The 21,284-nt window shown below is 51.4% G+C and carries 21 protein-coding genes; 12 read left to right on the forward strand and 9 right to left on the reverse strand.

Annotated elements, in window-relative coordinates; genetic code table 11:
• Nucleotides 1–30 precede the first annotated feature (30 nt).
• On the reverse strand, nt 31–1,311 hold the full coding sequence (gene hemL, locus WC5_RS11105) for a glutamate-1-semialdehyde 2,1-aminomutase (protein ID WP_000045244.1): 1,281 nt from the start codon (nt 1,309–1,311) through the stop codon (nt 31–33).
• A gap of 165 nt (nt 1,312–1,476) precedes the next feature.
• Between hemL and WC5_RS25660 the strand changes: the two genes are divergently transcribed.
• From WC5_RS25660 to erpA, 4 genes are read left to right on the forward strand one after another with little or no spacing between them, the layout of a single operon-like run.
• Nucleotides 1,477–1,539: a hypothetical protein gene (locus tag WC5_RS25660; protein ID WP_212741837.1), complete on the forward strand. Its 63-nt coding sequence runs from the start codon at nt 1,477–1,479 to the stop codon at nt 1,537–1,539.
• Nucleotides 1,536–2,957 (forward strand): H(+)/Cl(-) exchange transporter ClcA, encoded by a 1,422-nt coding sequence (gene clcA / locus WC5_RS11100; protein ID WP_000846360.1) that lies wholly within the window; start codon nt 1,536–1,538, stop codon nt 2,955–2,957. The genes WC5_RS25660 and clcA overlap by 4 nt, the downstream gene beginning before the upstream one ends.
• A 23-nt stretch (nt 2,958–2,980) precedes the next feature.
• Nucleotides 2,981–3,046 carry a small protein YadW gene (gene yadW / locus WC5_RS25295; RefSeq protein WP_122998795.1) on the forward strand — a complete coding sequence of 22 codons (66 nt, stop codon included), beginning with the start codon at nt 2,981–2,983 and terminating at the stop codon, nt 3,044–3,046.
• On the forward strand, nt 3,039–3,383 hold the full coding sequence (erpA, locus tag WC5_RS11095; RefSeq protein WP_001295564.1) for an iron-sulfur cluster insertion protein ErpA: 345 nt from the start codon (nt 3,039–3,041) through the stop codon (nt 3,381–3,383). The genes yadW and erpA overlap by 8 nt, the downstream gene beginning before the upstream one ends.
• A gap of 46 nt (nt 3,384–3,429) precedes the next feature.
• Here erpA and WC5_RS11090 read toward each other — a convergent pair whose 3' ends face one another.
• The 3 genes from WC5_RS11090 to mtnN are packed head-to-tail and all read right to left on the reverse strand — an operon-like array spanning nt 3,430 to nt 5,581.
• Nucleotides 3,430–4,053 (reverse strand): TRIC cation channel family protein, encoded by a 624-nt coding sequence (locus tag WC5_RS11090; RefSeq protein WP_000964220.1) that lies wholly within the window; start codon nt 4,051–4,053, stop codon nt 3,430–3,432.
• 36 nt (nt 4,054–4,089) lie between these two features.
• On the reverse strand, nt 4,090–4,890 hold the full coding sequence (gene btuF, locus WC5_RS11085; protein ID WP_010351085.1) for a vitamin B12 ABC transporter substrate-binding protein BtuF: 801 nt from the start codon (nt 4,888–4,890) through the stop codon (nt 4,090–4,092).
• The gene (mtnN, locus tag WC5_RS11080) at nt 4,883–5,581 is read right to left on the reverse strand and encodes a 5'-methylthioadenosine/S-adenosylhomocysteine nucleosidase (protein WP_000689855.1); all 699 of its coding nucleotides are present in this window, start codon (nt 5,579–5,581) and stop codon (nt 4,883–4,885) included. Before mtnN ends, btuF begins: the two co-directional genes overlap by 8 nt.
• Before the next feature lie 83 nt (nt 5,582–5,664).
• Here mtnN and dgt point away from each other — a divergent pair, with 83 nt between their 5' ends.
• The 3 genes from dgt to cdaR all read left to right on the forward strand — a co-directional run bounded on the left by dgt (nt 5,665) and on the right by cdaR (nt 10,047).
• Nucleotides 5,665–7,182: a dGTPase gene (gene dgt, locus WC5_RS11075; protein ID WP_000057105.1), complete on the forward strand. Its 1,518-nt coding sequence runs from the start codon at nt 5,665–5,667 to the stop codon at nt 7,180–7,182.
• Between the two features lie 129 nt (nt 7,183–7,311).
• On the forward strand, nt 7,312–8,736 hold the full coding sequence (gene degP, locus WC5_RS11070; protein ID WP_000753946.1) for a serine endoprotease DegP: 1,425 nt from the start codon (nt 7,312–7,314) through the stop codon (nt 8,734–8,736).
• 153 nt (nt 8,737–8,889) lie between these two features.
• Complete coding sequence (gene cdaR / locus WC5_RS11065) at nt 8,890–10,047, forward strand: DNA-binding transcriptional regulator CdaR (RefSeq protein ID WP_000929428.1); 1,158 nt, start codon at nt 8,890–8,892, stop codon at nt 10,045–10,047.
• A 63-nt stretch (nt 10,048–10,110) separates the two neighbouring features.
• Here the strand turns inward: cdaR and WC5_RS11060 are convergent, their stop codons facing one another.
• From WC5_RS11060 to map, 5 genes are all read right to left on the reverse strand, one after another.
• Nucleotides 10,111–10,497: a DUF3461 family protein gene (locus WC5_RS11060; RefSeq protein ID WP_000272188.1), complete on the reverse strand. Its 387-nt coding sequence runs from the start codon at nt 10,495–10,497 to the stop codon at nt 10,111–10,113.
• Between the two features lie 160 nt (nt 10,498–10,657).
• The gene (gene yaeI, locus WC5_RS11055; protein ID WP_016231578.1) at nt 10,658–11,470 is read right to left on the reverse strand and encodes a phosphodiesterase YaeI; all 813 of its coding nucleotides are present in this window, start codon (nt 11,468–11,470) and stop codon (nt 10,658–10,660) included.
• A 53-nt stretch (nt 11,471–11,523) separates the two neighbouring features.
• A complete protein-coding gene (dapD, locus tag WC5_RS11050) occupies nt 11,524–12,348 on the reverse strand; it encodes a 2,3,4,5-tetrahydropyridine-2,6-dicarboxylate N-succinyltransferase (protein ID WP_001186664.1) in 825 nt (274 codons plus the stop codon).
• Nucleotides 12,349–12,378: 30 nt separating this feature from the next.
• Nucleotides 12,379–15,051: a bifunctional uridylyltransferase/uridylyl-removing protein GlnD gene (gene glnD, locus WC5_RS11045; RefSeq protein WP_001094594.1), complete on the reverse strand. Its 2,673-nt coding sequence runs from the start codon at nt 15,049–15,051 to the stop codon at nt 12,379–12,381.
• Nucleotides 15,052–15,308: 257 nt separating this feature from the next.
• Nucleotides 15,309–16,103: a type I methionyl aminopeptidase gene (map, locus tag WC5_RS11040; RefSeq protein WP_001018187.1), complete on the reverse strand. Its 795-nt coding sequence runs from the start codon at nt 16,101–16,103 to the stop codon at nt 15,309–15,311.
• 367 nt (nt 16,104–16,470) lie between these two features.
• On the opposite strand from map, the gene rpsB reads away from it, so the two are divergent.
• From rpsB to ispC, 5 genes are all read left to right on the forward strand, one after another.
• The gene (rpsB, locus tag WC5_RS11035) at nt 16,471–17,196 is read left to right on the forward strand and encodes a 30S ribosomal protein S2 (RefSeq protein ID WP_000246882.1); all 726 of its coding nucleotides are present in this window, start codon (nt 16,471–16,473) and stop codon (nt 17,194–17,196) included.
• Nucleotides 17,197–17,330: 134 nt separating this feature from the next.
• Entirely contained in the window at nt 17,331–18,182 is an 852-nt protein-coding gene (gene tsf / locus WC5_RS11030) for a translation elongation factor Ts (protein ID WP_000818112.1), read from the forward strand.
• 146 nt (nt 18,183–18,328) lie between these two features.
• On the forward strand, nt 18,329–19,054 hold the full coding sequence (gene pyrH / locus WC5_RS11025) for a UMP kinase (protein ID WP_000224573.1): 726 nt from the start codon (nt 18,329–18,331) through the stop codon (nt 19,052–19,054).
• A gap of 291 nt (nt 19,055–19,345) precedes the next feature.
• Nucleotides 19,346–19,903: a ribosome recycling factor gene (gene frr / locus WC5_RS11020; protein ID WP_000622418.1), complete on the forward strand. Its 558-nt coding sequence runs from the start codon at nt 19,346–19,348 to the stop codon at nt 19,901–19,903.
• Between the two features lie 92 nt (nt 19,904–19,995).
• Complete coding sequence (ispC, locus tag WC5_RS11015) at nt 19,996–21,192, forward strand: 1-deoxy-D-xylulose-5-phosphate reductoisomerase (RefSeq protein ID WP_000811944.1); 1,197 nt, start codon at nt 19,996–19,998, stop codon at nt 21,190–21,192.
• Nucleotides 21,193–21,284 lie beyond the last annotated feature (92 nt).

The raw sequence follows: 21,284 nt of genomic DNA on the forward strand, positions 1-21,284 counted from the left end.
ATGCCTCGCCCGGTGGGCGAGGCAAAATCATCACAATTTCGCAAACACCCGACGCGCAGCATCGATGGTGTTGTTGATATCTTCCATGCTGTGCGCCACAGACATAAAGCCCGCTTCAAACGCTGACGGTGCCAGATATACACCTTCATCCAGCATCATATGGAAGAAACGCTTAAAGCGTTCCACGTCACAGGCCATCACGTCCTGGTAGCACGTCACGGACTCGGCGTCGGTAAAGAAAATACCGAACATGCCGCCAACATGGTTAACGACCAGCGGAATTCCCGCTTCTTCTGCCGCTTCCAGCAGACCTTCTGCCAAACGCGTGGTTAACTCATTCAGCGTTTCGTGAATGCCCGGCTGCGCGACTTCATTCAGACAGGCGAAACCTGCTGCCATCGCAATTGGGTTACCGGAAAGCGTACCAGCCTGATAGACCGGGCCGGTCGGAGCCAGTGCATCCATTACATCACGACGACCGCCGAATGCGCCTACTGGCATCCCACCGCCGATGATTTTGCCGAGGCAGGTGAGATCCGGCACCACGCCGTAATAATCCTGTGCGCCTGCCAGCGCCACGCGGAAGCCGGTCATAACTTCATCGATGATCAGCAATGCGCCAAACTCGTCACACAGCGCGCGCAGACCCGGCAGGAACTCTGGCAGCGGAGGAACACAGTTCATGTTGCCTGCCACTGGCTCGACGATAATGCAGGCAATCTCTTGCGGATACTGTTCAAACGCGGCGCGTACAGACGCCAGATCGTTATAGGTACAGGTTAAGGTATGTTTGGCGAAATCTGCCGGAACGCCCGGAGAGTTTGGCTGACCTAACGTGAGCGCACCAGAACCGGCTTTCACCAGCAGGCAGTCAGCGTGGCCGTGGTAACAACCTTCAAATTTAATGATTTTGTCGCGACCGGTAAAACCACGCGCCAGGCGGATGGCGCTCATCGTTGCTTCGGTGCCGGAGTTCACCATGCGCACCATATCCATCGTCGGCACGAGTTCGGTCACCAGCTCCGCCATTTTTACTTCCATTTCGGTCGGCGCGCCAAAGCTCAGACCACGTTCAGCGGCTTCAATCACTGCATTGCGGATCGCCGGATGATTATGACCCAGCACCATCGGCCCCCAGGAACCGACATAATCGATATAGGCTTTGCCATCAACGTCGTACAGATAAGCACCGTCCGCTTTTTCGATAAACAGTGGAGTGCCGCCCACGCCGGTAAAGGCGCGAACAGGAGAGTTCACACCGCCAGGGATCAGCTCGCGCGCTGCGCTGTAAAGGTTTTCAGACTTACTCATGGAGGGTTCCTGATTCGTAGAAAAAGTGAATGGCTGCTATTCTATGTTATTCATAACAAGTTAAATACTCGTCAAACATCAGGTTGCTTATACTGCTGCAACCTGGATTCCTAAGAGTATAAAAGTTTTGAGTATTTGAAACATTACGCTTTGCAAAGGATTTTCATGGAACGAGCGAGTAAAATGCCGTCATCTTATTTGTATGACCAATATGTGATCATTGGATGAAAACCGAAACTCCTTCTTATGAAATACCGCAGGCCGCGCGTCTGCGACGCAGACAACTGATTCGCCAACTTCTTGAGCGCGACAAAACGCCATTAGCCATTTTGTTTATGGCGGCGGTCGTCGGCACCCTTGTCGGGCTGGCGGCAGTTGCTTTTGACAAAGGCGTCGCCTGGTTGCAAAACCAACGTATGGGCGCGCTGGTACATACCGCTGATAATTACCCACTTCTGTTAACCGTCGCTTTTCTTTGTTCGGCGGTGCTGGCAATGTTCGGCTACTTTCTGGTGCGTAAATACGCGCCAGAAGCAGGTGGTTCGGGGATTCCGGAAATTGAAGGGGCGCTGGAAGATCAACGTCCCGTTCGCTGGTGGCGTGTATTGCCGGTGAAATTCTTTGGCGGGTTGGGGACACTCGGTGGTGGCATGGTTCTTGGGCGTGAAGGACCAACCGTGCAAATCGGCGGTAACATTGGCCGTATGGTGCTTGATATTTTCCGCATGAAAGGTGATGAAGCTCGCCACACGTTGCTGGCAACCGGTGCAGCGGCTGGTCTGGCGGCGGCCTTTAACGCGCCGCTGGCGGGTATTCTATTTATTATCGAAGAGATGCGTCCGCAATTTCGCTATACGCTGATTTCGATTAAGGCGGTATTTATTGGCGTCATTATGTCGACCATTATGTACCGGATATTTAATCACGAAGTCGCGTTAATTGACGTCGGTAAACTTTCTGACGCGCCGCTCAATACGCTGTGGCTTTATCTGATCCTCGGTATTATTTTTGGTATTTTCGGCCCTATTTTTAATAAATGGGTGCTGGGGATGCAGGATTTACTGCACCGTGTGCACGGCGGCAATATCACTAAATGGGTGCTGATGGGCGGTGCGATTGGCGGTCTGTGCGGTTTGCTGGGGTTCGTTGCGCCAGAAACTTCAGGCGGCGGTTTTAACCTGATTCCTATCGCCACAGCGGGGAATTTCAGCATGGGAATGCTGATTTTTATTTTTGTCGCACGGGTGATCACTACGCTGCTTTGCTTCTCTTCCGGTGCGCCGGGCGGTATTTTCGCTCCGATGCTGGCGCTCGGTACGGTTTTGGGAACGGCATTTGGCATGGCTGCCACGGAGATATTTCCGCAATACCACCTTGAAGCAGGGACATTTGCTATTGCTGGAATGGGGGCGTTACTGGCGGCCTCTGTTCGTGCGCCGTTGACCGGGATCATCCTGGTACTTGAGATGACAGATAACTATCAGCTCATTTTGCCAATGATTATTACCGGTCTTGGCGCAACACTATTAGCACAATTTACTGGTGGAAAACCGTTATACTCGGCGATTCTTGCCCGCACGCTGGCAAAACAGGAAGCGGAGCAGCTGGCGCGAAGCAAGGCCGTGGCTGCCAGCGAGAATACTTGAACGAAATACCAGGGTATTAGATAATGGCAGTTATTATTGGGTTAGAATTTGCCCAATTGCCGATGTCGTTTGGAGCAAAATATGAGTGATGACGTAGCACTGCCGCTGGAGTTTACCGACGCAGCAGCCAACAAAGTTAAAAGCCTGATCGCTGACGAAGATAACCCGAATCTGAAATTACGCGTGTATATCACCGGTGGCGGTTGCAGCGGCTTCCAGTATGGTTTCACCTTTGATGATCAGGTGAACGAAGGCGATATGACTATCGAAAAACAGGGCGTTGGCCTGGTGGTTGATCCGATGAGCCTGCAATATCTGGTCGGCGGTTCCGTTGATTATACCGAAGGTCTGGAAGGTTCACGCTTCATCGTAACCAACCCGAATGCGAAAAGCACCTGCGGTTGCGGTTCTTCCTTCAGCATCTAATCTGCTGTTAATGTGCCGGATAAACTATCCGGCACATCTTCTCTCTTCAACGCCCATTCTCATCCAGCGCAAACGTCGGCAATTTCAGATGCCACCGAATAGCCGCCAGCCGTATCAATAGCGTTACAACCATTCCCATCATACTGGCTGTTTCCAGCGGTACGGAGAAGGTGTAATGAGCTGTAGCATGGACAATACCGCCGATAATACAGGCCGTCGCGTAGATTTCTGTGCGTAATATCATGGGGATTTCGCGCGCCAGTACATCGCGGATGATCCCGCCGCCAACGCCGGTGATCACACCCATACAAACCGCGATTAACGGACCGGCTTCCGCATTAAAGGCTTTGTTGACGCCAATACCAACGAACACTGCCAGACCAACAGCATCCAGCACTGGCAGCATCCATTTGGGTAAGCGCCTTGGCTGGCGTACCAGAACGATAGTCAGCATACTGGTCACCATCGCGACAACCAGATCGGTGGGATCTTTCACCCAAAATACCGGACCGTGATCCAGCGCCATGTCGCGAATTGTCCCGCCACCTACTGCGGTAACCACGCCCAGAACCAGGACGCCAAAAGGGTCCATACGCAATTTTCCGGCCAGCAAAACGCCGGAGATGGCAAATACCGCTGTACCGACTATATCCAGCCAATAGACGAGCATTTTTCAATCCCCACTGAGCACCTGAAAGGTCAGGCGCTAATCCACTTGTGAAAGCGCATTACAGAGTTGTTGTGCAGCGAGGATAATACGTGGGCTTGCGCGTTCAAACCAGTCACTTGTGAGAGGAATAACGGGAATTTTGAGTTGTTCGCCCCAGTATTGCTTTATTTTAGGAATTTTATCCGCTCCGCCAGTGATGACAATGGCCTGCGGCGCGCGTGCTAATACTTGCTCACGGCTAACCTGCGGCCAGGGAACTCGACTGTCTTTAAAGATGTTTTCTCCGCCGCAAACTTCCAGTATCTGGTTCTGAATCGACTCTTTTCCGCTGGTGAATGGCGGATTAATGCCGAATTGTAAGAAAACACGTTTTTTCGGTTTATCAGCATATTGCGCTTTCAGTTGCGCATACTGTTCCAGTAAGGTTTGCGCGGCTTTTCCGGCCTTGTCAGGTTGCGGACTCCAGGGAGCCAGTTGACGTAACGCATCGGCAATTTGTTCAATGCTTGTCGCATCGACCCATATGACTTTTATTCCCAGCGAAGCAAGCTGGTCAACCTGCCGCTCGGCATTGCCTCCGCGCCAGGCAACCACCAAATCGGGTTTCAGCGCCACGATGCGTTCCAGATTCATCCCTTGCCAGGTGGAAACCTGCTCAATCTTCTGTGCTTCTGGCGGATAGTCGGAATAACTGCTGACCCCTACCGGCGTGATCCCGGCGGCAAAGGCAAGTTCAGTGTTGGCGGGGGAAAGTGTGATAACGCGCGGCGCGGCGTTGAGCCACAGCGGCGCGAGAAAAGACAGGGCGACCAGCGCCCTGAACAGTGACTTAGCCATGAGCCAGTTTCTGCACCAGTGACTCAACCATCAGGCTGGACTGTTTGGCTGCAACGGCCAGAAATTCGTCGAAGCTGAGATGAGACTGTTGATCGGCCACGTCGGAGATGGCGCGTACCACCACAAACGGTACGTTAAAATTGTGGCAGACATGAGCGATAGCTGTCGCTTCCATCTCTACCGCAATGGCCTGCGGGAAGTTGTGGCGGATTTTCGCCAGGCCAACAGAGCCGTTGATGAACGCGTCGCCGCTGACAATCAGGCCACGTACAGCGTTAAGATTCAGTTCGGCAATGCAGGACTCGGCGGCAGCGATCAGTTTATCATCAGCTTTGAAGCCTGCCGGACAGCCAGGTAACTGACCATATTCATAACCAAATGCCGTGACATCCGCGTCGTGATAGCGTGCTTCGTCAGAGACAACGATATCGCCCACTTTCAGCGTTGGCGCCAGGCCCCCTGCAGAACCGGTGTTAATAATCACATCTGGTTTGCAGTGTTCCAGCAGCAGAGTCGCACCCAGCGCCGCAGCGACTTTACCGATGCCCGATTTCAGAAGCGCAACCTCGGTTCCGTTCAGTTGACCTGTGTAGATTTCACAGCCACCCAGACGGAGAGTTTGACGGTTTTCGATTTTGTCACGCAGCAGCGTAACTTCTTCTTCCATTGCACCAATGATGCCGATTTTCATAGATTTACTCGCGATAAGCCCGATTTGAGGGCATAGTTTATCATGCGCTTACGGGGAAGCGTATTTCTCACGCGGGAGAGGACATGGCACAGATTGATTTCCGAAAAAAAATAAACTGGCATCGTCGTTATCGTTCACCGCAGGGTGTTAAAACCGAGCATGAGATCTTGCGGATCTTCGAAAGCGATCGCGGACGTATTATCAACTCTCCGGCGATTCGTCGTCTGCAACAAAAGACCCAGGTTTTTCCACTTGAGCGCAATGCCGCCGTACGCACGCGTCTTACCCATTCAATGGAAGTTCAGCAGGTGGGGCGCTATATCGCCAAAGAGATTTTAAGTCGTCTGAAAGAACTTAAATTGCTGGAGGAGTACGGCCTGGATGAACTGACCGGGCCGTTTGAAAGCATTGTCGAGATGTCATGCCTGATGCACGATATCGGTAATCCACCGTTTGGTCATTTTGGCGAAGCGGCTATAAATGACTGGTTTCGCCAGCGTTTGTACCCGGCGGATGCCGAAAGTCAGCCGCTGACTGACGATCGCTGTAGCGTGACAGCGTTGCGATTGCGGGAAGGGGAGGAACAACTTAACGAGCTGCGGCGCAAAATTCGTCAGGACTTATGTCATTTTGAAGGTAATGCACAAGGTATTCGTCTGGTGCATACATTGATGCGGATGAATCTCACCTGGGCGCAGGTTGGCGGTATTTTAAAATATACTCGTCCGGCGTGGTGGCGTGGTGAAACGCCTGAGACTCACCACTATTTAATGAAAAAACCGGGCTATTATCTTTCTGAAGAAGCCTATATTGCCCGTTTGCGTAAAGAACTTAATTTGGCGCTTTACAGTCGTTTTCCATTAACGTGGATTATGGAAGCAGCTGACGATATCTCTTATTGTGTGGCTGATCTTGAAGATGCGGTAGAGAAAAGAATATTTACCGTTGAGCAGCTTTATCATCATTTGCATGATGCGTGGGGTCAGCATGAGAAAGGTTCTCTGTTTGCACAAGTGGTAGAAAATGCCTGGGAAAAATCGCGCTCAAATAGTTTAAGCCGCAGTACGGAAGATCAGTTTTTTATGTATTTACGGGTGAACACCCTCAATAAGCTGGTGCCCTATGCGGCACAACGATTTATTGATAATTTGCCGACGATTTTTGCCGGAACGTTTAATCATGCCCTGTTAGAAGATGCCAGTGAATGTAGTGAACTTTTGAAGTTATATAAAAATGTCGCCGTAAAACATGTGTTTAGCCATCCAGATGTCGAGCAGCTTGAGTTGCAGGGGTATCGGGTGATTAGCGGGTTATTAGAGATTTATCGTCCTTTATTAAGCATGTCATTATCAGACTTTACTGAACTGGTAGAAAAAGAGCGAGTAAAACGTTTCCCCATTGAATCACGCTTATTCCATAAGCTCTCAACGCGCCATCGGCTGGCCTATGTCGAGGCTGTCAGTAAATTATCGTCAGATTCTCCTGAGTTCCCGTTATGGGAATATTATTATCGTTGTCGGCTGTTACAGGATTATATCAGTGGCATGACGGACCTTTATGCGTGGGATGAATATCGGCGGCTGATGGCGGTAGAACAATAACCAGGCTTTTGTAAAGACGGACAATAAATTTTTACTTTTTGCAGAAACTTTAGTTCGGAACTTCGCGCTATAAAACGAATCTGAAGAACACAGCAATTTTGCGTTATCTGTTAATCGAGACTGAAATACATGAAAAAAACCACATTAGCACTGAGTGCACTGGCTCTGAGTTTAGGTTTGGCATTATCTCCGCTCTCTGCAACGGCGGCTGAGACTTCTTCAGCAACGACAGCCCAGCAGATGCCAAGCCTTGCACCGATGCTCGAAAAGGTGATGCCTTCAGTGGTCAGCATTAACGTAGAAGGTAGCACAACCGTCAATACGCCGCGTATGCCGCGCAATTTCCAGCAGTTCTTCGGCGATGATTCTCCGTTCTGCCAGGAAGGTTCTCCGTTCCAGAGCTCTCCGTTCTGCCAGGGCGGGCAGGGCGGTAACGGCGGCGGCCAGCAACAAAAATTTATGGCGCTGGGGTCTGGCGTTATTATTGATGCCGATAAAGGCTATGTCGTCACCAACAACCACGTTGTCGATAACGCGACGGTCATTAAAGTTCAGTTAAGTGATGGTCGTAAGTTTGACGCGAAAATGGTCGGCAAAGATCCGCGTTCTGATATCGCGCTGATCCAAATCCAGAACCCGAAAAACCTGACTGCAATTAAGATGGCGGATTCCGACGCGCTGCGCGTGGGGGATTACACCGTCGCTATCGGTAACCCGTTTGGTCTGGGCGAGACGGTAACTTCCGGTATCGTCTCTGCGTTGGGGCGTAGCGGCCTGAATGCCGAAAACTACGAAAACTTCATCCAGACCGATGCGGCGATCAACCGTGGTAACTCCGGTGGTGCGCTGGTTAACCTGAACGGCGAACTGATCGGTATCAACACCGCGATCCTCGCACCGGACGGCGGCAACATCGGTATCGGTTTTGCTATCCCGAGCAACATGGTGAAAAACCTGACCTCGCAGATGGTGGAATACGGCCAGGTGAAACGCGGTGAGCTGGGTATTATGGGAACCGAACTGAACTCCGAACTGGCGAAAGCGATGAAAGTTGACGCCCAGCGCGGTGCATTCGTAAGTCAGGTTCTGCCGAATTCTTCTGCCGCGAAAGCAGGTATTAAAGCAGGTGATGTGATCACCTCCCTGAACGGTAAGCCAATCAGCAGCTTTGCCGCGCTGCGAGCTCAGGTTGGCACTATGCCAGTGGGCAGCAAACTGACTCTGGGCTTACTGCGCGACGGTAAGCAGGTTAACGTGAACCTGGAACTGCAGCAGAGCAGCCAGAATCAGGTTGATTCCAGCTCCATCTTCAACGGCATTGAAGGCGCTGAGATGAGCAACAAAGGCAAAGATCAGGGCGTCGTCGTGAACAACGTGAAAACGGGCACCCCGGCTGCACAGATTGGCCTGAAAAAAGGTGATGTGATTATTGGCGCGAACCAGCAGGCAGTGAAAAACATCGCTGAACTGCGTAAAGTTCTCGACAGCAAACCGTCCGTGCTGGCACTGAACATTCAGCGCGGCGACAGCACCATCTACCTGTTAATGCAGTAATCTCCCTTAACCCCTTCCCGCCCAGGGAAGGGGGTCTTCATGCAATCTGTGAACTACCCCACAACTCCATATATATCTTCGTTCCTTTGGGCATTTGCACAATGCCGCGCTTCCCTCACTTCCTTATGCTAAACCGTGCACAACGGAGGGCTTATGGCTGGCTGGCATCTTGATACCAAAATGGCGCAGGACATTGTGGCGCGCACCATGCGCATTATCGATACCAATATCAATGTAATGGATGCTCGCGGGCGCATTATTGGCAGCGGCGATCGTGAACGTATTGGTGAATTGCACGAAGGTGCGTTGCTGGTACTTTCGCAGGGACGAGTCGTCGATATCGATGACGCGGTAGCACGTCATCTGCACGGTGTGCGGCAGGGGATTAATTTACCGTTACGGCTGGAAGGTGAGATTGTCGGCGTAATTGGCCTGACTGGTGAACCAGAGAATCTGCGCAAATATGGCGAACTGGTCTGTATGACGGCTGAAATGATGCTGGAACAGTCGCGGTTGATGCACCTGCTGGCGCAGGATAGCCGTTTGCGGGAAGAACTGGTGATGAACCTGATTCAGGCCGAGGAGAATACACCCGCACTCACTGAATGGGCGCAACGGCTGGGGATAGACCTCAATCAGCCGCGAGTGGTGGCTATTGTCGAGGTCGACAGCGGTCAGCTTGGCGTAGATAGCGCAATGGCGGAGTTACAGCAATTGCAAAACGCGCTGATTACACCCGAGCGTAATAATCTGGTGGCGATTGTCTCGCTGACCGAAATGGTGGTGTTGAAACCGGCGTTGAATCCGTTTGGGCGCTGGGATGCAGAAGAACATTGTAAGCGAGTTGAGCAGCTCATTACTCGTATGAAAGAGTACGGTCAGCTGCGATTTCGCGTTTCGTTGGGTAATTATTTTACCGGACCTGGCAGTATTGCTCGCTCTTACCGCACGGCGAAAACAACGATGGTGGTTGGTAAACAGCGAATGCCCGAAAATCGCTGCTATTTTTATCAGGATTTGATGCTGCCAGTCTTACTTGATAGTTTGCGCGGCGACTGGCAGGCCAACGAACTGGCGCGACCACTGGCGCGATTGAAAGCGATGGACACTAACGGCTTGCTGCGGCGAACGCTGGCGGCGTGGTTTCGCCACAATGTGCAACCGCTGGCAACGTCAAAGGCGCTGTTTATTCACCGAAATACGCTGGAGTATCGACTTAATCGTATATCAGAACTGACCGGGCTTGATTTGGGCAATTTTGATGACAGGTTGCTGCTGTATGTGGCGCTGCAACTGGATGAAGAGCGGTAGGTTCATAACAAAATTAAAGCCGGGTGATACTTTACCCGGCTCGCAGAATGACATCAGTTACTATTATTTGCGTGTCAGCTTTTCCAGATCCGCTTCAATCTCACTGATCTTATTGGTTACCACTGACTCCAGGTGACGCAAGTCATCGAGGATCTTACGCTTAAGATCAACTTCGCTACGGTCACGCTGGCAGATTTGATCAAGCTCATCAATGATATAACGAAGATTCGGGCTGATTTCCTGCACTTCTTTATAACCCTGACCCACACCATCGGCGACCACCGTTTTGCGCTGACGCGGATATTTAAACTTCACGCTCTTGGCGAAAAACTCACCTTTGTCTTTCTGAAAATAGATTTTCAGAATATCGTTGTTGGCTTCCTGCCGGAGGCTGTAACGATCAATTTCTTCAGGATTGGTAATACCCAGACTTTTCAGATTGTCGTACATAGCGTTACCTCAAAATGAGTCAGTAAATTGTGCTTATCTTAGCATTTGGCCTGGCCTGCCCGGCTCGACTGTGATCGCAGAAAGCCTTTTTCTTCCAGACTTCTATCATGGCGTAAAAATCAAAAAAATACCTGCTTTATTCTGGCGATAAAATTCACGTCTACACCAGTTCCAGCATCGTTACTTCCGGGCGGCAGTTCAGACGCAAACCATACAAACTGCCCACGCCACGGGTTGTGTAGATGTGTCGTTCGCCAAAGGCATTTAATCCGGCGACGTAACGTTTATCTTCGACAGGGGCAAAAGGTTCACCAACCAACGGTACGCGCAGTTGCCCGCCATGAGTATGGCCGCACAGCATCAGATCCCAGGATTCATCACGCATGACTTCTTTGCTGTCGGGATTATGTGCCAGCACCAGACGAGGCAGATTTGCTTCGCTGGCAGGAGGTGGTTTGCATTGCCCGGCCCATAAATCACCGGTGCTTACCAGTTCAAATTGTCTGTTCGGCGTGGCGATCACCGTTGCCTGGTTAAACAACACCGTGATGCCCGCCGATTTCAGCGCATCGCCAATTAAGCGATTCTTTTGTGTGCCGACGGGGCGATCGTGGTTGCCAAAACAGGCAAATGTCGGCGCACATTTGGCAAGGGGAGAGAGTACGTCACTGAACGCCGAAAAATTCAGCGGCATATCAAATAAGACATAATCGCCGCCCAGCAAAATCAAATCAGGCTTTTGCGCTACGCCAAGGGCAATAGCGTCAGAAATCAGGTTTAAAGGAACAAAACGAGAGTAATGGAGATCTGCCAGAAAAAGAATTTTGAATGGAGGAGCTTTGTCTTTAAAAAAGGCGAGGCGGTGATGGGTTAATTCAAGCCAGCTGGGTTCCAGGTAATGCATATAACCGAAACCTGAACTCACCGCTAACGTTGCGGCGGTAGCCTGTAAAAAACGCCTGCGTGTGATCATCATCCATTCCTGCAAAAAAACTGGGCAGCATCATGCTGCCCGTGTACGTACTCTTAATCGATGGTACGCAGCAGTTCGTTAATGCCGACTTTGCCGCGAGTTTTCGCGTCAACTTTCTTAACGATAACCGCACAGTAGAGGCTGTATTTGCCATCTTTCGACGGCAGGTTGCCAGAAACAACCACAGAACCTGCCGGAACGCGGCCGTAGTGGATTTCGCCGGTTTCACGGTCGTAAATACGGGTGCTCTGACCGATATATACACCCATGGAAATGACGGAGCCTTCTTCGACAATCACCCCTTCAACCACTTCAGAGCGTGCGCCGATGAAGCAGTTATCTTCAATAATGGTCGGGTTAGCCTGCAGCGGCTCCAGCACGCCGCCGATACCCACGCCACCGGAAAGGTGGACGTTTTTACCAATCTGCGCACAGGAACCGACGGTCGCCCAGGTATCAACCATGGTGCCTTCATCAACGTATGCGCCGATGTTGACGTAAGACGGCATCAGCACGGTGTTACGGGCAATAAACGCACCCTGACGCACTGCCGCTGGCGGTACTACGCGGAAACCTTCTTTCTGGAAACGCGCTTCGTCGTAGTTGGCGAATTTCATCGGCACTTTATCGAAGTAGCGGCTTTCTGCCCCTTCGATCACCTGATTATCATTAATACGGAAAGAGAGCAGCACCGCTTTTTTCAACCACTGATGCGTCACCCACTGACCGTCGATTTTTTCCGCAACACGCAGAGCGCCGGAGTCCAGCAGGGCGATCACCCGATTTACCGCTTCGCGGGTAACGGTGTCTGCATTGGCTGGCGTGATTTCGGCACGGCGTTCAAAAGCGGTTTCAATAATGTTCTGTAACTGCTGCATTGTTAAACTCTTTTCATATCAGTAAACACATCACCCTTTATCGTTTGGATTGAGGGCCTCTGTCAACCGCTGATGCACTTCCTGCTGCAACTCATTATTAAGTGCACGTCGGTCGGCGGTGGCGATTATGAATAAATCTTCTACTCGCTCACCAATGGTTGTAATTCGGGCGCCATGAAGCGAAATTCCCAGATCGGCAAAAATTTTCCCCACCCTCGCCAGCAAGCCAGGTTGATCCAGCGCGATCAATTCGAGGAATGATTTTCGGTCGGTATGGGTCGGCAAAAACGTCACTTCGGTTTCAACAGTAAAGTGACGTAATTTAGCCGGTTGGCGACGCGGCTGTGGCGGTTGCCAGCTACTTTGTGTCAGTACTTGCTCCAGACCAAACCGAATAACCTCATGACGATCTGCGGATAGCGGGCTACCATCGGGTTCCAGCACGATGAAGGTATCCATCGCCATACCGTCGCGAGTGGTGAAAATTTGTGCGTCGTGGACACTTAAATTGCGGCGGTCTAATTCGGCACAGACGGCGGCAAACAGATAGGGGCGGTCCGGGCTCCAGATAAAAATCTCGGTGCCGCCGCGCGTAGCCTGTGGGCTAAGTAATACCAGCGGCTTGCTTAAATCATGCTGTAATAAATGGCGAGCGTGCCAGGCCAGTTGATTTGGGCTATGGCGGACAAAATAGTTAGCGCGACAGCGAGACCAGATCTGGTGTAGCGCCTCTTCGTCGATATTGTCCATACGCAGCAGCGCCAGTGCCTGAAGCTGGTGATGGCGAACCCGTTCGCGCATATCTGGCGTGTTTTGCATTCCGCGTCGTAGCTGTTTTTCGGTGGCAAAATAGAGTTCGCGCAACAGACTTTGCTTCCAGCTATTCCACAGTGTTTCGTTAGTGGCGCAAATATCGGCTACCGTTAAACAGACCAGAAAACGCAGTCGATTTTCCGTTTGTACTTCTTCGGCGAATTGTTTGATGACTTCCGGATCCTGAATATCGCGGCGCTGGGCGGTGACCGACATCAGCAAGTGCTGGCGAACCAGCCAGGCGACCAGTTGCGTTTCGCGTGAGTTCAGCCCGTGGAGTTCGGCAAAATGCACCACGTCTTGTGCGCCGAGTATGGAGTGGTCGCCGCCGCGCCCTTTGGCGATATCGTGAAACAGTGCGGCGATGAAAATCAGCTCCGGTGACGGCAGGCGCGGCCAGACGTCCACACACAACGGATGGCGCTGGCGCGTTTCTTCACTGGCAAAACTCTCCAGTTTCAACATAACGCGAATGGTATGTTCATCCACTGTGTAAGCGTGGAACAGGTCAAACTGCATCTGCCCGACGATATGCGACCATTGGGGCATATAGGCGCCCAGCACGCTATGGCGATGCATCGGCAGTAACCCGCGACGCATTGCGCCGGGGTGACGCAGAATGCTCAAAAATAGCTTTCGCGCTTCAGGAATGTTGCACAGTGGTTGTTGCAGATGACGGCGGGCGTGACGTAACTGGCGCAGCGTGGTGGAGTAAATGCCGGTGATCGCGCTATTACGCACCATGGTGTAGAACATACGCAAGATGGCTTCTGGCTGGCGCATAAACAGCGTTTCATCGCGCAGGTCGATAAGCGTACCGCGTAGCTGAAATTCATCGTCAATCGGACGCGGCTTTTCATCGGCGGGCAGGGCGAGGATGGCTTCATCAAACAGTTGTAGCAGCATCTGGTTGAGTTCGCTGACGCGGCGCGTGACGCGGAAATAGTCCTTCATCATCCGCTCGACCGGTTCGTTACCTTCACCACTGTAATTCAGACGCTGGGCGACGGTAAGCTGGCGATCGAATAACAGGCGATTATCGTAACGGCTGACGACCAGATGCAGGGCAAAGCGAATGCGCCACAATATATGCAGACATTCGTTTAATTCCGCCCGCTCCGCAGATGTTAAGAAGCCAAATCCAACCATTTCATCCAGCGATGTTGCGCCAAAATGACGGCGGGCCACCCATTGCAGAGTGTGGATATCGCGCAAGCCGCCGGGGCTACTTTTGATGTCTGGCTCAAGGTTGTAGCTGGTTCCGTGGTAACGCTGATGGCGCTGGTTCTGTTCTTCAACTTTCGCCGCGTAGAACTTGTCGGAAGGCCAGAATCCTTCGCTGAAAATGTGTTTTTGCAGTTCGAGGAACAGCGCAACATCGCCAATTAATAAGCGGGATTCGATTAAATTGGTGGCGACGGTTAAATCCGATAACCCTTCCAGCATGCACTCTTCAAGCGTGCGCACACTATGACCGACTTCCAGCTTTACATCCCAGAGCAGCGTTAACAGCTCGCCCACTTTTTGCGCCTGGTCGTCCGGGAGTTTCTTACGGCTTAAGATCAGTAAATCGACGTCTGAAAGCGGATGCAGCTCGCCACGACCATAGCCACCGACAGCGACCAGCGCCAGGTCGGCAATCTGGCTGAAACCGGCTTCAATCCATAACCGTTGCAGGAGTTGGTCGATAAACTCGGTACGGGCTTCAATCAATTGTTCTGCGGAGATCCCGCTATCAAAGGCATCGCCCAGCCAACGCTGGAAGGTATCAATATGGGCTTTTATCCCAGAGACGGTTAATTCGTCACGGGGCCAGACGCATGGATTTTGCGGTTGACCGGGCAGGGTGGGGAGAGCGGTATTTGCGTACTGTTCTGGAAGGGTATTCATTGTGCGCCACCCATAGGATTAAATTATCGCATTAAAAAAGCCGGCATTCGCCGGCTTCAGATGACTGACAAACTGGCTTAATAGCCAAAATGGGCACGTTTTCCCCCTCGCCCTTTTAGGGAGAGGGTCGGGGTGAGGGTGATTATTCGCACCAGAACTGGTCTGTTCCCCTCACCCTAACCCTCTCCCCTGAAGGGGCGAGGGGACTGTCCGGGCTCTTTTTTAGGCCTTGTCATCAGTCTGAAGCCAGCTTTATTTTATTCGTCGTGCGAGATTATCGCCGGGATGGTGTCATCCTTGCGTAGCGTCAGAATTTCGCAGCCGTTATCAGTCACCACAATAGTATGCTCGTATTGTGCAGACAAGCTGCGATCTTTGGTTTTTACCGTCCAGCCATCTTTCATGGTGCGGATCTCTTTTTTACCCGCGTTGACCATTGGCTCGATGGTGAACGTCATCCCTGGTTTCAGCACGACATTGGTTTCAGGAGAGTCATAGTGCAGCACCTGCGGTTCTTCATGGAAGCCGCGACCAATACCGTGACCGCAATATTCTCGAACGACGGAGAAGCCTTCTGCTTCGACAAATTTCTGAATCGCCGCGCCGATTTCGCGCAGATTGATGCCTGGTTTTACCATACGCAGCGCCAGGTACAGGCTCTCTTGCGTGATGCGGCACAGGCGTTCTCCCATGATGGTTGGCTTACCGACGATAAACATTTTCGAGGTGTCGCCGTGGAAACCGTCTTTAATTACGGTGACGTCAATGTTAACGATATCGCCGTCTTTCAGCAGCTTGGCGTCGTCCGGGATACCGTGGCACACCACTTCATTAATAGAGATGCAAACGGATTTCGGATAACCGTGATAGCCGAGGCAGGCAGAAACCGCGTGTTGTTCATTCACAATGTAATCATTACAGATGCGATCCAGCTCGCCGGTGCTGATACCCGGTTTAACATAGGGTTCGATCATTTCCAGCACTTCGGCAGCCAGGCGGCCAGCGACGCGCATTTTTTCGATATCTTCAGGGGTCTTGATTGAGATAGCCATTAATTCTGTCCATCAGCGTCGGTGATACCGACAATATATATGTAAGTGCTGTCAATGGTATCACACCCTGTCAAATTGAGAATCATTCTGAACTTCGCGAAACGTGCCACCGAGGGTTTTCTATAATAGAAAATTCAGCGTCTGATGCTGTACACAGCGCCAACAATTATTGGAGTCCACGGCGTATTTGTGGTATAAAGCGCGCCGGACTTCCGATCCATTTCGTATACACAGACTGGACGGAAGCGACAATCTCACTTTGTGTAACAACACACACGTATCGGCACATATTCCGGGGTGCCCTTTGGGGTCGGTAATATGGGATACGTGGAGGCATAACCCCAACTTTTATATAGAGGTTTTAATCATGGCAACTGTTTCCATGCGCGACATGCTCAAGGCTGGTGTTCACTTTGGTCACCAGACCCGTTACTGGAACCCGAAAATGAAGCCGTTCATCTTCGGTGCGCGTAACAAAGTTCACATCATCAACCTTGAGAAAACTGTACCGATGTTCAACGAAGCTCTGGCTGAACTGAACAAGATTGCTTCTCGCAAAGGTAAAATCCTTTTCGTTGGTACTAAACGCGCTGCAAGCGAAGCGGTGAAAGACGCTGCTCTGAGCTGCGACCAGTTCTTCGTGAACCATCGCTGGCTGGGCGGTATGCTGACTAACTGGAAAACCGTTCGTCAGTCCATCAAACGTCTGAAAGACCTGGAAACTCAGTCTCAGGACGGTACTTTCGACAAGCTGACCAAGAAAGAAGCGCTGATGCGCACTCGTGAGCTGGAGAAACTGGAAAACAGCCTGGGCGGTATCAAAGACATGGGCGGTCTGCCGGACGCTCTGTTTGTAATCGATGCTGACCACGAACACATTGCTATCAAAGAAGCAAACAACCTGGGTATTCCGGTATTTGCTATCGTTGATACCAACTCTGATCCGGACGGTGTTGACTTCGTTATCCCGGGTAACGACGACGCAATCCGTGCTGTGACCCTGTACCTGGGCGCTGTTGCTGCAACCGTACGTGAAGGCCGTTCTCAGGATCTGGCTTCCCAGGCGGAAGAAAGCTTCGTAGAAGCTGAGTAATAAGGCACGCTCGTACGAGCCCTTATAGACCAGGTAGTACACGTTTGGTTAGGGGGCCTGCATATGGCCCCCTTTTTCACTTTTATATCTGTGCGGTTTAATGCCGGGCAGATCACATCTCCGAGGATTTTAGAATGGCTGAAATTACCGCATCCCTGGTAAAAGAGCTGCGTGAGCGTACTGGCGCAGGCATGATGGATTGCAAAAAAGCACTGACTGAAGCTAACGGCGACATCGAGCTGGCAATCGAAAACATGCGTAAGTCCGGTGCTATCAAAGCAGCGAAAAAAGCAGGCAACGTTGCTGCTGACGGCGTGATCAAAACCAAAATCGACGGCAACTACGGCATCATTCTGGAAGTTAACTGCCAGACTGACTTCGTAGCAAAAGACGCTGGTTTCCAGGCGTTCGCAGACAAAGTTCTGGACGCAGCTGTAGCTGGCAAAATCACTGACGTTGAAGTTCTGAAAGCACAGTTCGAAGAAGAACGCGTTGCGCTGGTAGCGAAAATCGGTGAAAACATCAACATTCGCCGCGTTGCTGCGCTGGAAGGCGACGTTCTGGGTTCTTATCAGCACGGTGCGCGTATCGGCGTTCTGGTTGCTGCTAAAGGCGCTGACGAAGAGCTGGTTAAACACATCGCTATGCACGTTGCTGCAAGCAAGCCGGAATTCATCAAGCCGGAAGACGTATCTGCTGAAGTGGTAGAGAAAGAATACCAGGTACAGCTGGATATCGCGATGCAGTCTGGTAAGCCGAAAGAAATCGCAGAGAAAATGGTTGAAGGCCGCATGAAGAAATTCACCGGCGAAGTTTCTCTGACCGGTCAGCCGTTCGTAATGGAACCGGCAAAAACTGTTGGTCAGCTGCTGAAAGAGCATAACGCTGAAGTGACTGGCTTCATCCGCTTCGAAGTGGGTGAAGGCATCGAGAAAGTTGAGACTGACTTTGCAGCAGAAGTTGCTGCGATGTCCAAGCAGTCTTAATTATCGAAAAGGAGCCGCCTGAGGGCGGCTTCTTTTTGCGCCCATCTTGTAAATTCAGCTAACCCTTATGGGGCTGCGCTGAAAAGCGACGTACAATGTCGCTAGTATTAATTCATTTCAATCGTTGACAGTCTCAGGAAAGAAACATGGCTACCAATGCAAAACCCGTCTATAAACGCATTCTGCTTAAGTTGAGTGGCGAAGCTCTGCAGGGCACTGAAGGCTTCGGTATTGATGCAAGCATACTGGATCGCATGGCTCAGGAAATCAAAGAACTGGTTGAACTGGGTATTCAGGTTGGTGTGGTGATTGGTGGGGGTAACCTGTTCCGTGGCGCTGGTCTGGCGAAAGCGGGTATGAACCGCGTTGTGGGCGACCACATGGGGATGCTGGCTACCGTAATGAACGGTCTGGCAATGCGTGATGCACTGCACCGCGCCTATGTGAACGCTCGTCTGATGTCCGCTATTCCATTGAATGGCGTATGCGACAGCTACAGCTGGGCAGAAGCTATCAGTCTGTTGCGCAACAACCGTGTGGTGATCCTCTCCGCCGGTACTGGTAATCCATTCTTTACCACTGACTCCGCAGCTTGCCTGCGTGGTATCGAAATTGAAGCCGATGTGGTGCTGAAAGCAACCAAAGTTGACGGTGTGTTTACCGCTGACCCGGCGAAAGATCCAACTGCAACTATGTACGAGCAGCTGACCTACAGTGAAGTTCTGGAAAAAGAGCTGAAAGTAATGGACCTGGCGGCCTTCACGCTGGCTCGTGACCACAAATTACCGATTCGTGTTTTCAACATGAATAAACCGGGTGCGCTGCGCCGTGTGGTAATGGGTGAAAAAGAAGGGACTTTAATCACGGAATAATTCCCGTGATGGATAAATAAGGGTAAGATTCCGCATAAGTATCGCGGGGGCGTAAGTCTGGTTATAAGGCGTTATTGTTGCAGGCAGTTTGGTCACGGTCAGCGCGCAGCAACCGGAGCGTACATAAGTACGTGAGGATGGCGAGCACTGCCCGGGGGCAAAATGGCAAATAAAATAGCCTAATAATCCAGACGATTACCCGTAATATGTTTAATCAGGGCTATACTTAGCACACTTCCACTGTGTGTGACTGTCTGGTCTGACTGAGACAAGTTTTCAAGGATTCGTAACGTGATTAGCGATATCAGAAAAGATGCTGAAGTACGCATGGACAAATGCGTCGAAGCGTTCAAAACCCAAATCAGCAAAATACGCACGGGTCGTGCTTCTCCCAGCCTGCTGGATGGCATTGTCGTGGAATATTACGGCACGCCGACGCCGCTGCGTCAGCTGGCAAGCGTAACGGTAGAAGATTCCCGCACTCTGAAAATCAACGTGTTTGATCGTTCAATGTCTCCGGCCGTTGAAAAAGCGATTATGGCGTCCGATCTCGGCCTGAACCCGAACTCTGCAGGTAGCGACATCCGTGTTCCGCTGCCGCCGCTGACGGAAGAACGTCGTAAAGATCTGACTAAAATCGTTCGTGGTGAAGCTGAACAGGCGCGTGTTGCAGTACGTAACGTGCGTCGTGATGCGAACGATAAAGTGAAAGCACTGTTGAAAGATAAAGAGATCAGCGAAGACGACGATCGCCGTTCTCAGGACGATGTACAGAAACTGACTGATGCTGCAATCAAGAAAATTGAAGCGGCGCTGGCAGACAAAGAAGCAGAACTGATGCAGTTCTGATTTCTTGAACGACAAAAAACGCCGCTCAGTAGATCCTTGCGGATCGGCTGGCGGCGTTTTGCTTTTTATTCTGTCTCAACTCTGGATGTTTCATGAAGCAACTCACCATTCTGGGCTCGACCGGCTCGATTGGTTGCAGCACGCTGGACGTGGTGCGCCATAATCCCGAACACTTCCGCGTAGTTGCGCTGGTGGCAGGCAAAAATGTCACTCGCATGGTAGAACAGTGCCTGGAATTCTCTCCCCGTTATGCCGTAATGGACGATGAAGCGAGTGCGAAACTTCTTAAAACGACGCTACAACAACATGGTAGTTGCACCGAAGTCTTAAGCGGTCAGCAGGCTGCCTGTGATATGGCGGCGCTTGAAGATGTTGATCAGGTGATGGCTGCGATTGTTGGTGCTGCAGGCCTGTTACCTACGCTTGCCGCTATCCGCGCGGGTAAAACCATACTGCTGGCCAACAAAGAATCACTGGTCACCTGTGGACGTCTGTTTATGGACGCCGTAAAGCAGAGTAAAGCGCAGTTATTACCGGTCGATAGCGAACATAACGCCATTTTTCAGAGTTTACCGCAACCTATCCAGCACAATCTGGGATACGCTGACCTTGAGCAAAATGGCGTGGTGTCCATTTTGCTTACCGGGTCTGGTGGCCCTTTCCGTGAGACGCCATTGCACGATTTGGCAACAATGACGCCCGATCAAGCCTGCCGTCATCCGAACTGGTCGATGGGACGTAAAATTTCTGTCGATTCGGCTACCATGATGAACAAAGGTCTGGAATACATTGAAGCGCGCTGGTTGTTTAACGCCAGTGCCAGCCAGATGGAAGTGCTGATTCACCCGCAGTCAGTGATTCACTCAATGGTGCGTTATCAGGACGGCAGCGTTCTGGCGCAACTGGGAGAACCCGATATGCGTACGCCAATTGCCCACACCATGGCATGGCCGAATCGCGTGAACTCTGGCGTGAAGCCGCTCGACTTTTGCAAACTGAGTGCGTTGACATTTGCCGCACCGGATTATGATCGCTATCCATGCCTGAAACTGGCGATGGATGCTTTCGAACAAGGCCAGGCTGCGACGACCGCATTGAATGCCGCAAACGAAATCACCGTTGCTGCGTTTCTTGCGCAACAAATCCGCTTTACGGATATCGCCGCATTGAATTTATCCGTTCTGGAAAATATGGATATGCGCGAACCACAATGCGTGGACGATGTGTTGTCTGTCGATGCCTGTGCGCGTGAGGTCGCCAGAAAAGAGGTGATGCGTCTCGCAAGCTGAGGATAATCCGGCTACAGAGAGTCGTGCTATTTGTTAGCGTAGTGCTTCAGTGATATAGTCTGCGCCATCTGATCGTAAGTAGTTGGCTTTCT

It is taken from the genome of Escherichia sp. KTE114 (assembly GCF_000407765.1).
GTDB classification, from domain to species: Bacteria; Pseudomonadota; Gammaproteobacteria; order Enterobacterales; family Enterobacteriaceae; genus Escherichia; species Escherichia ruysiae.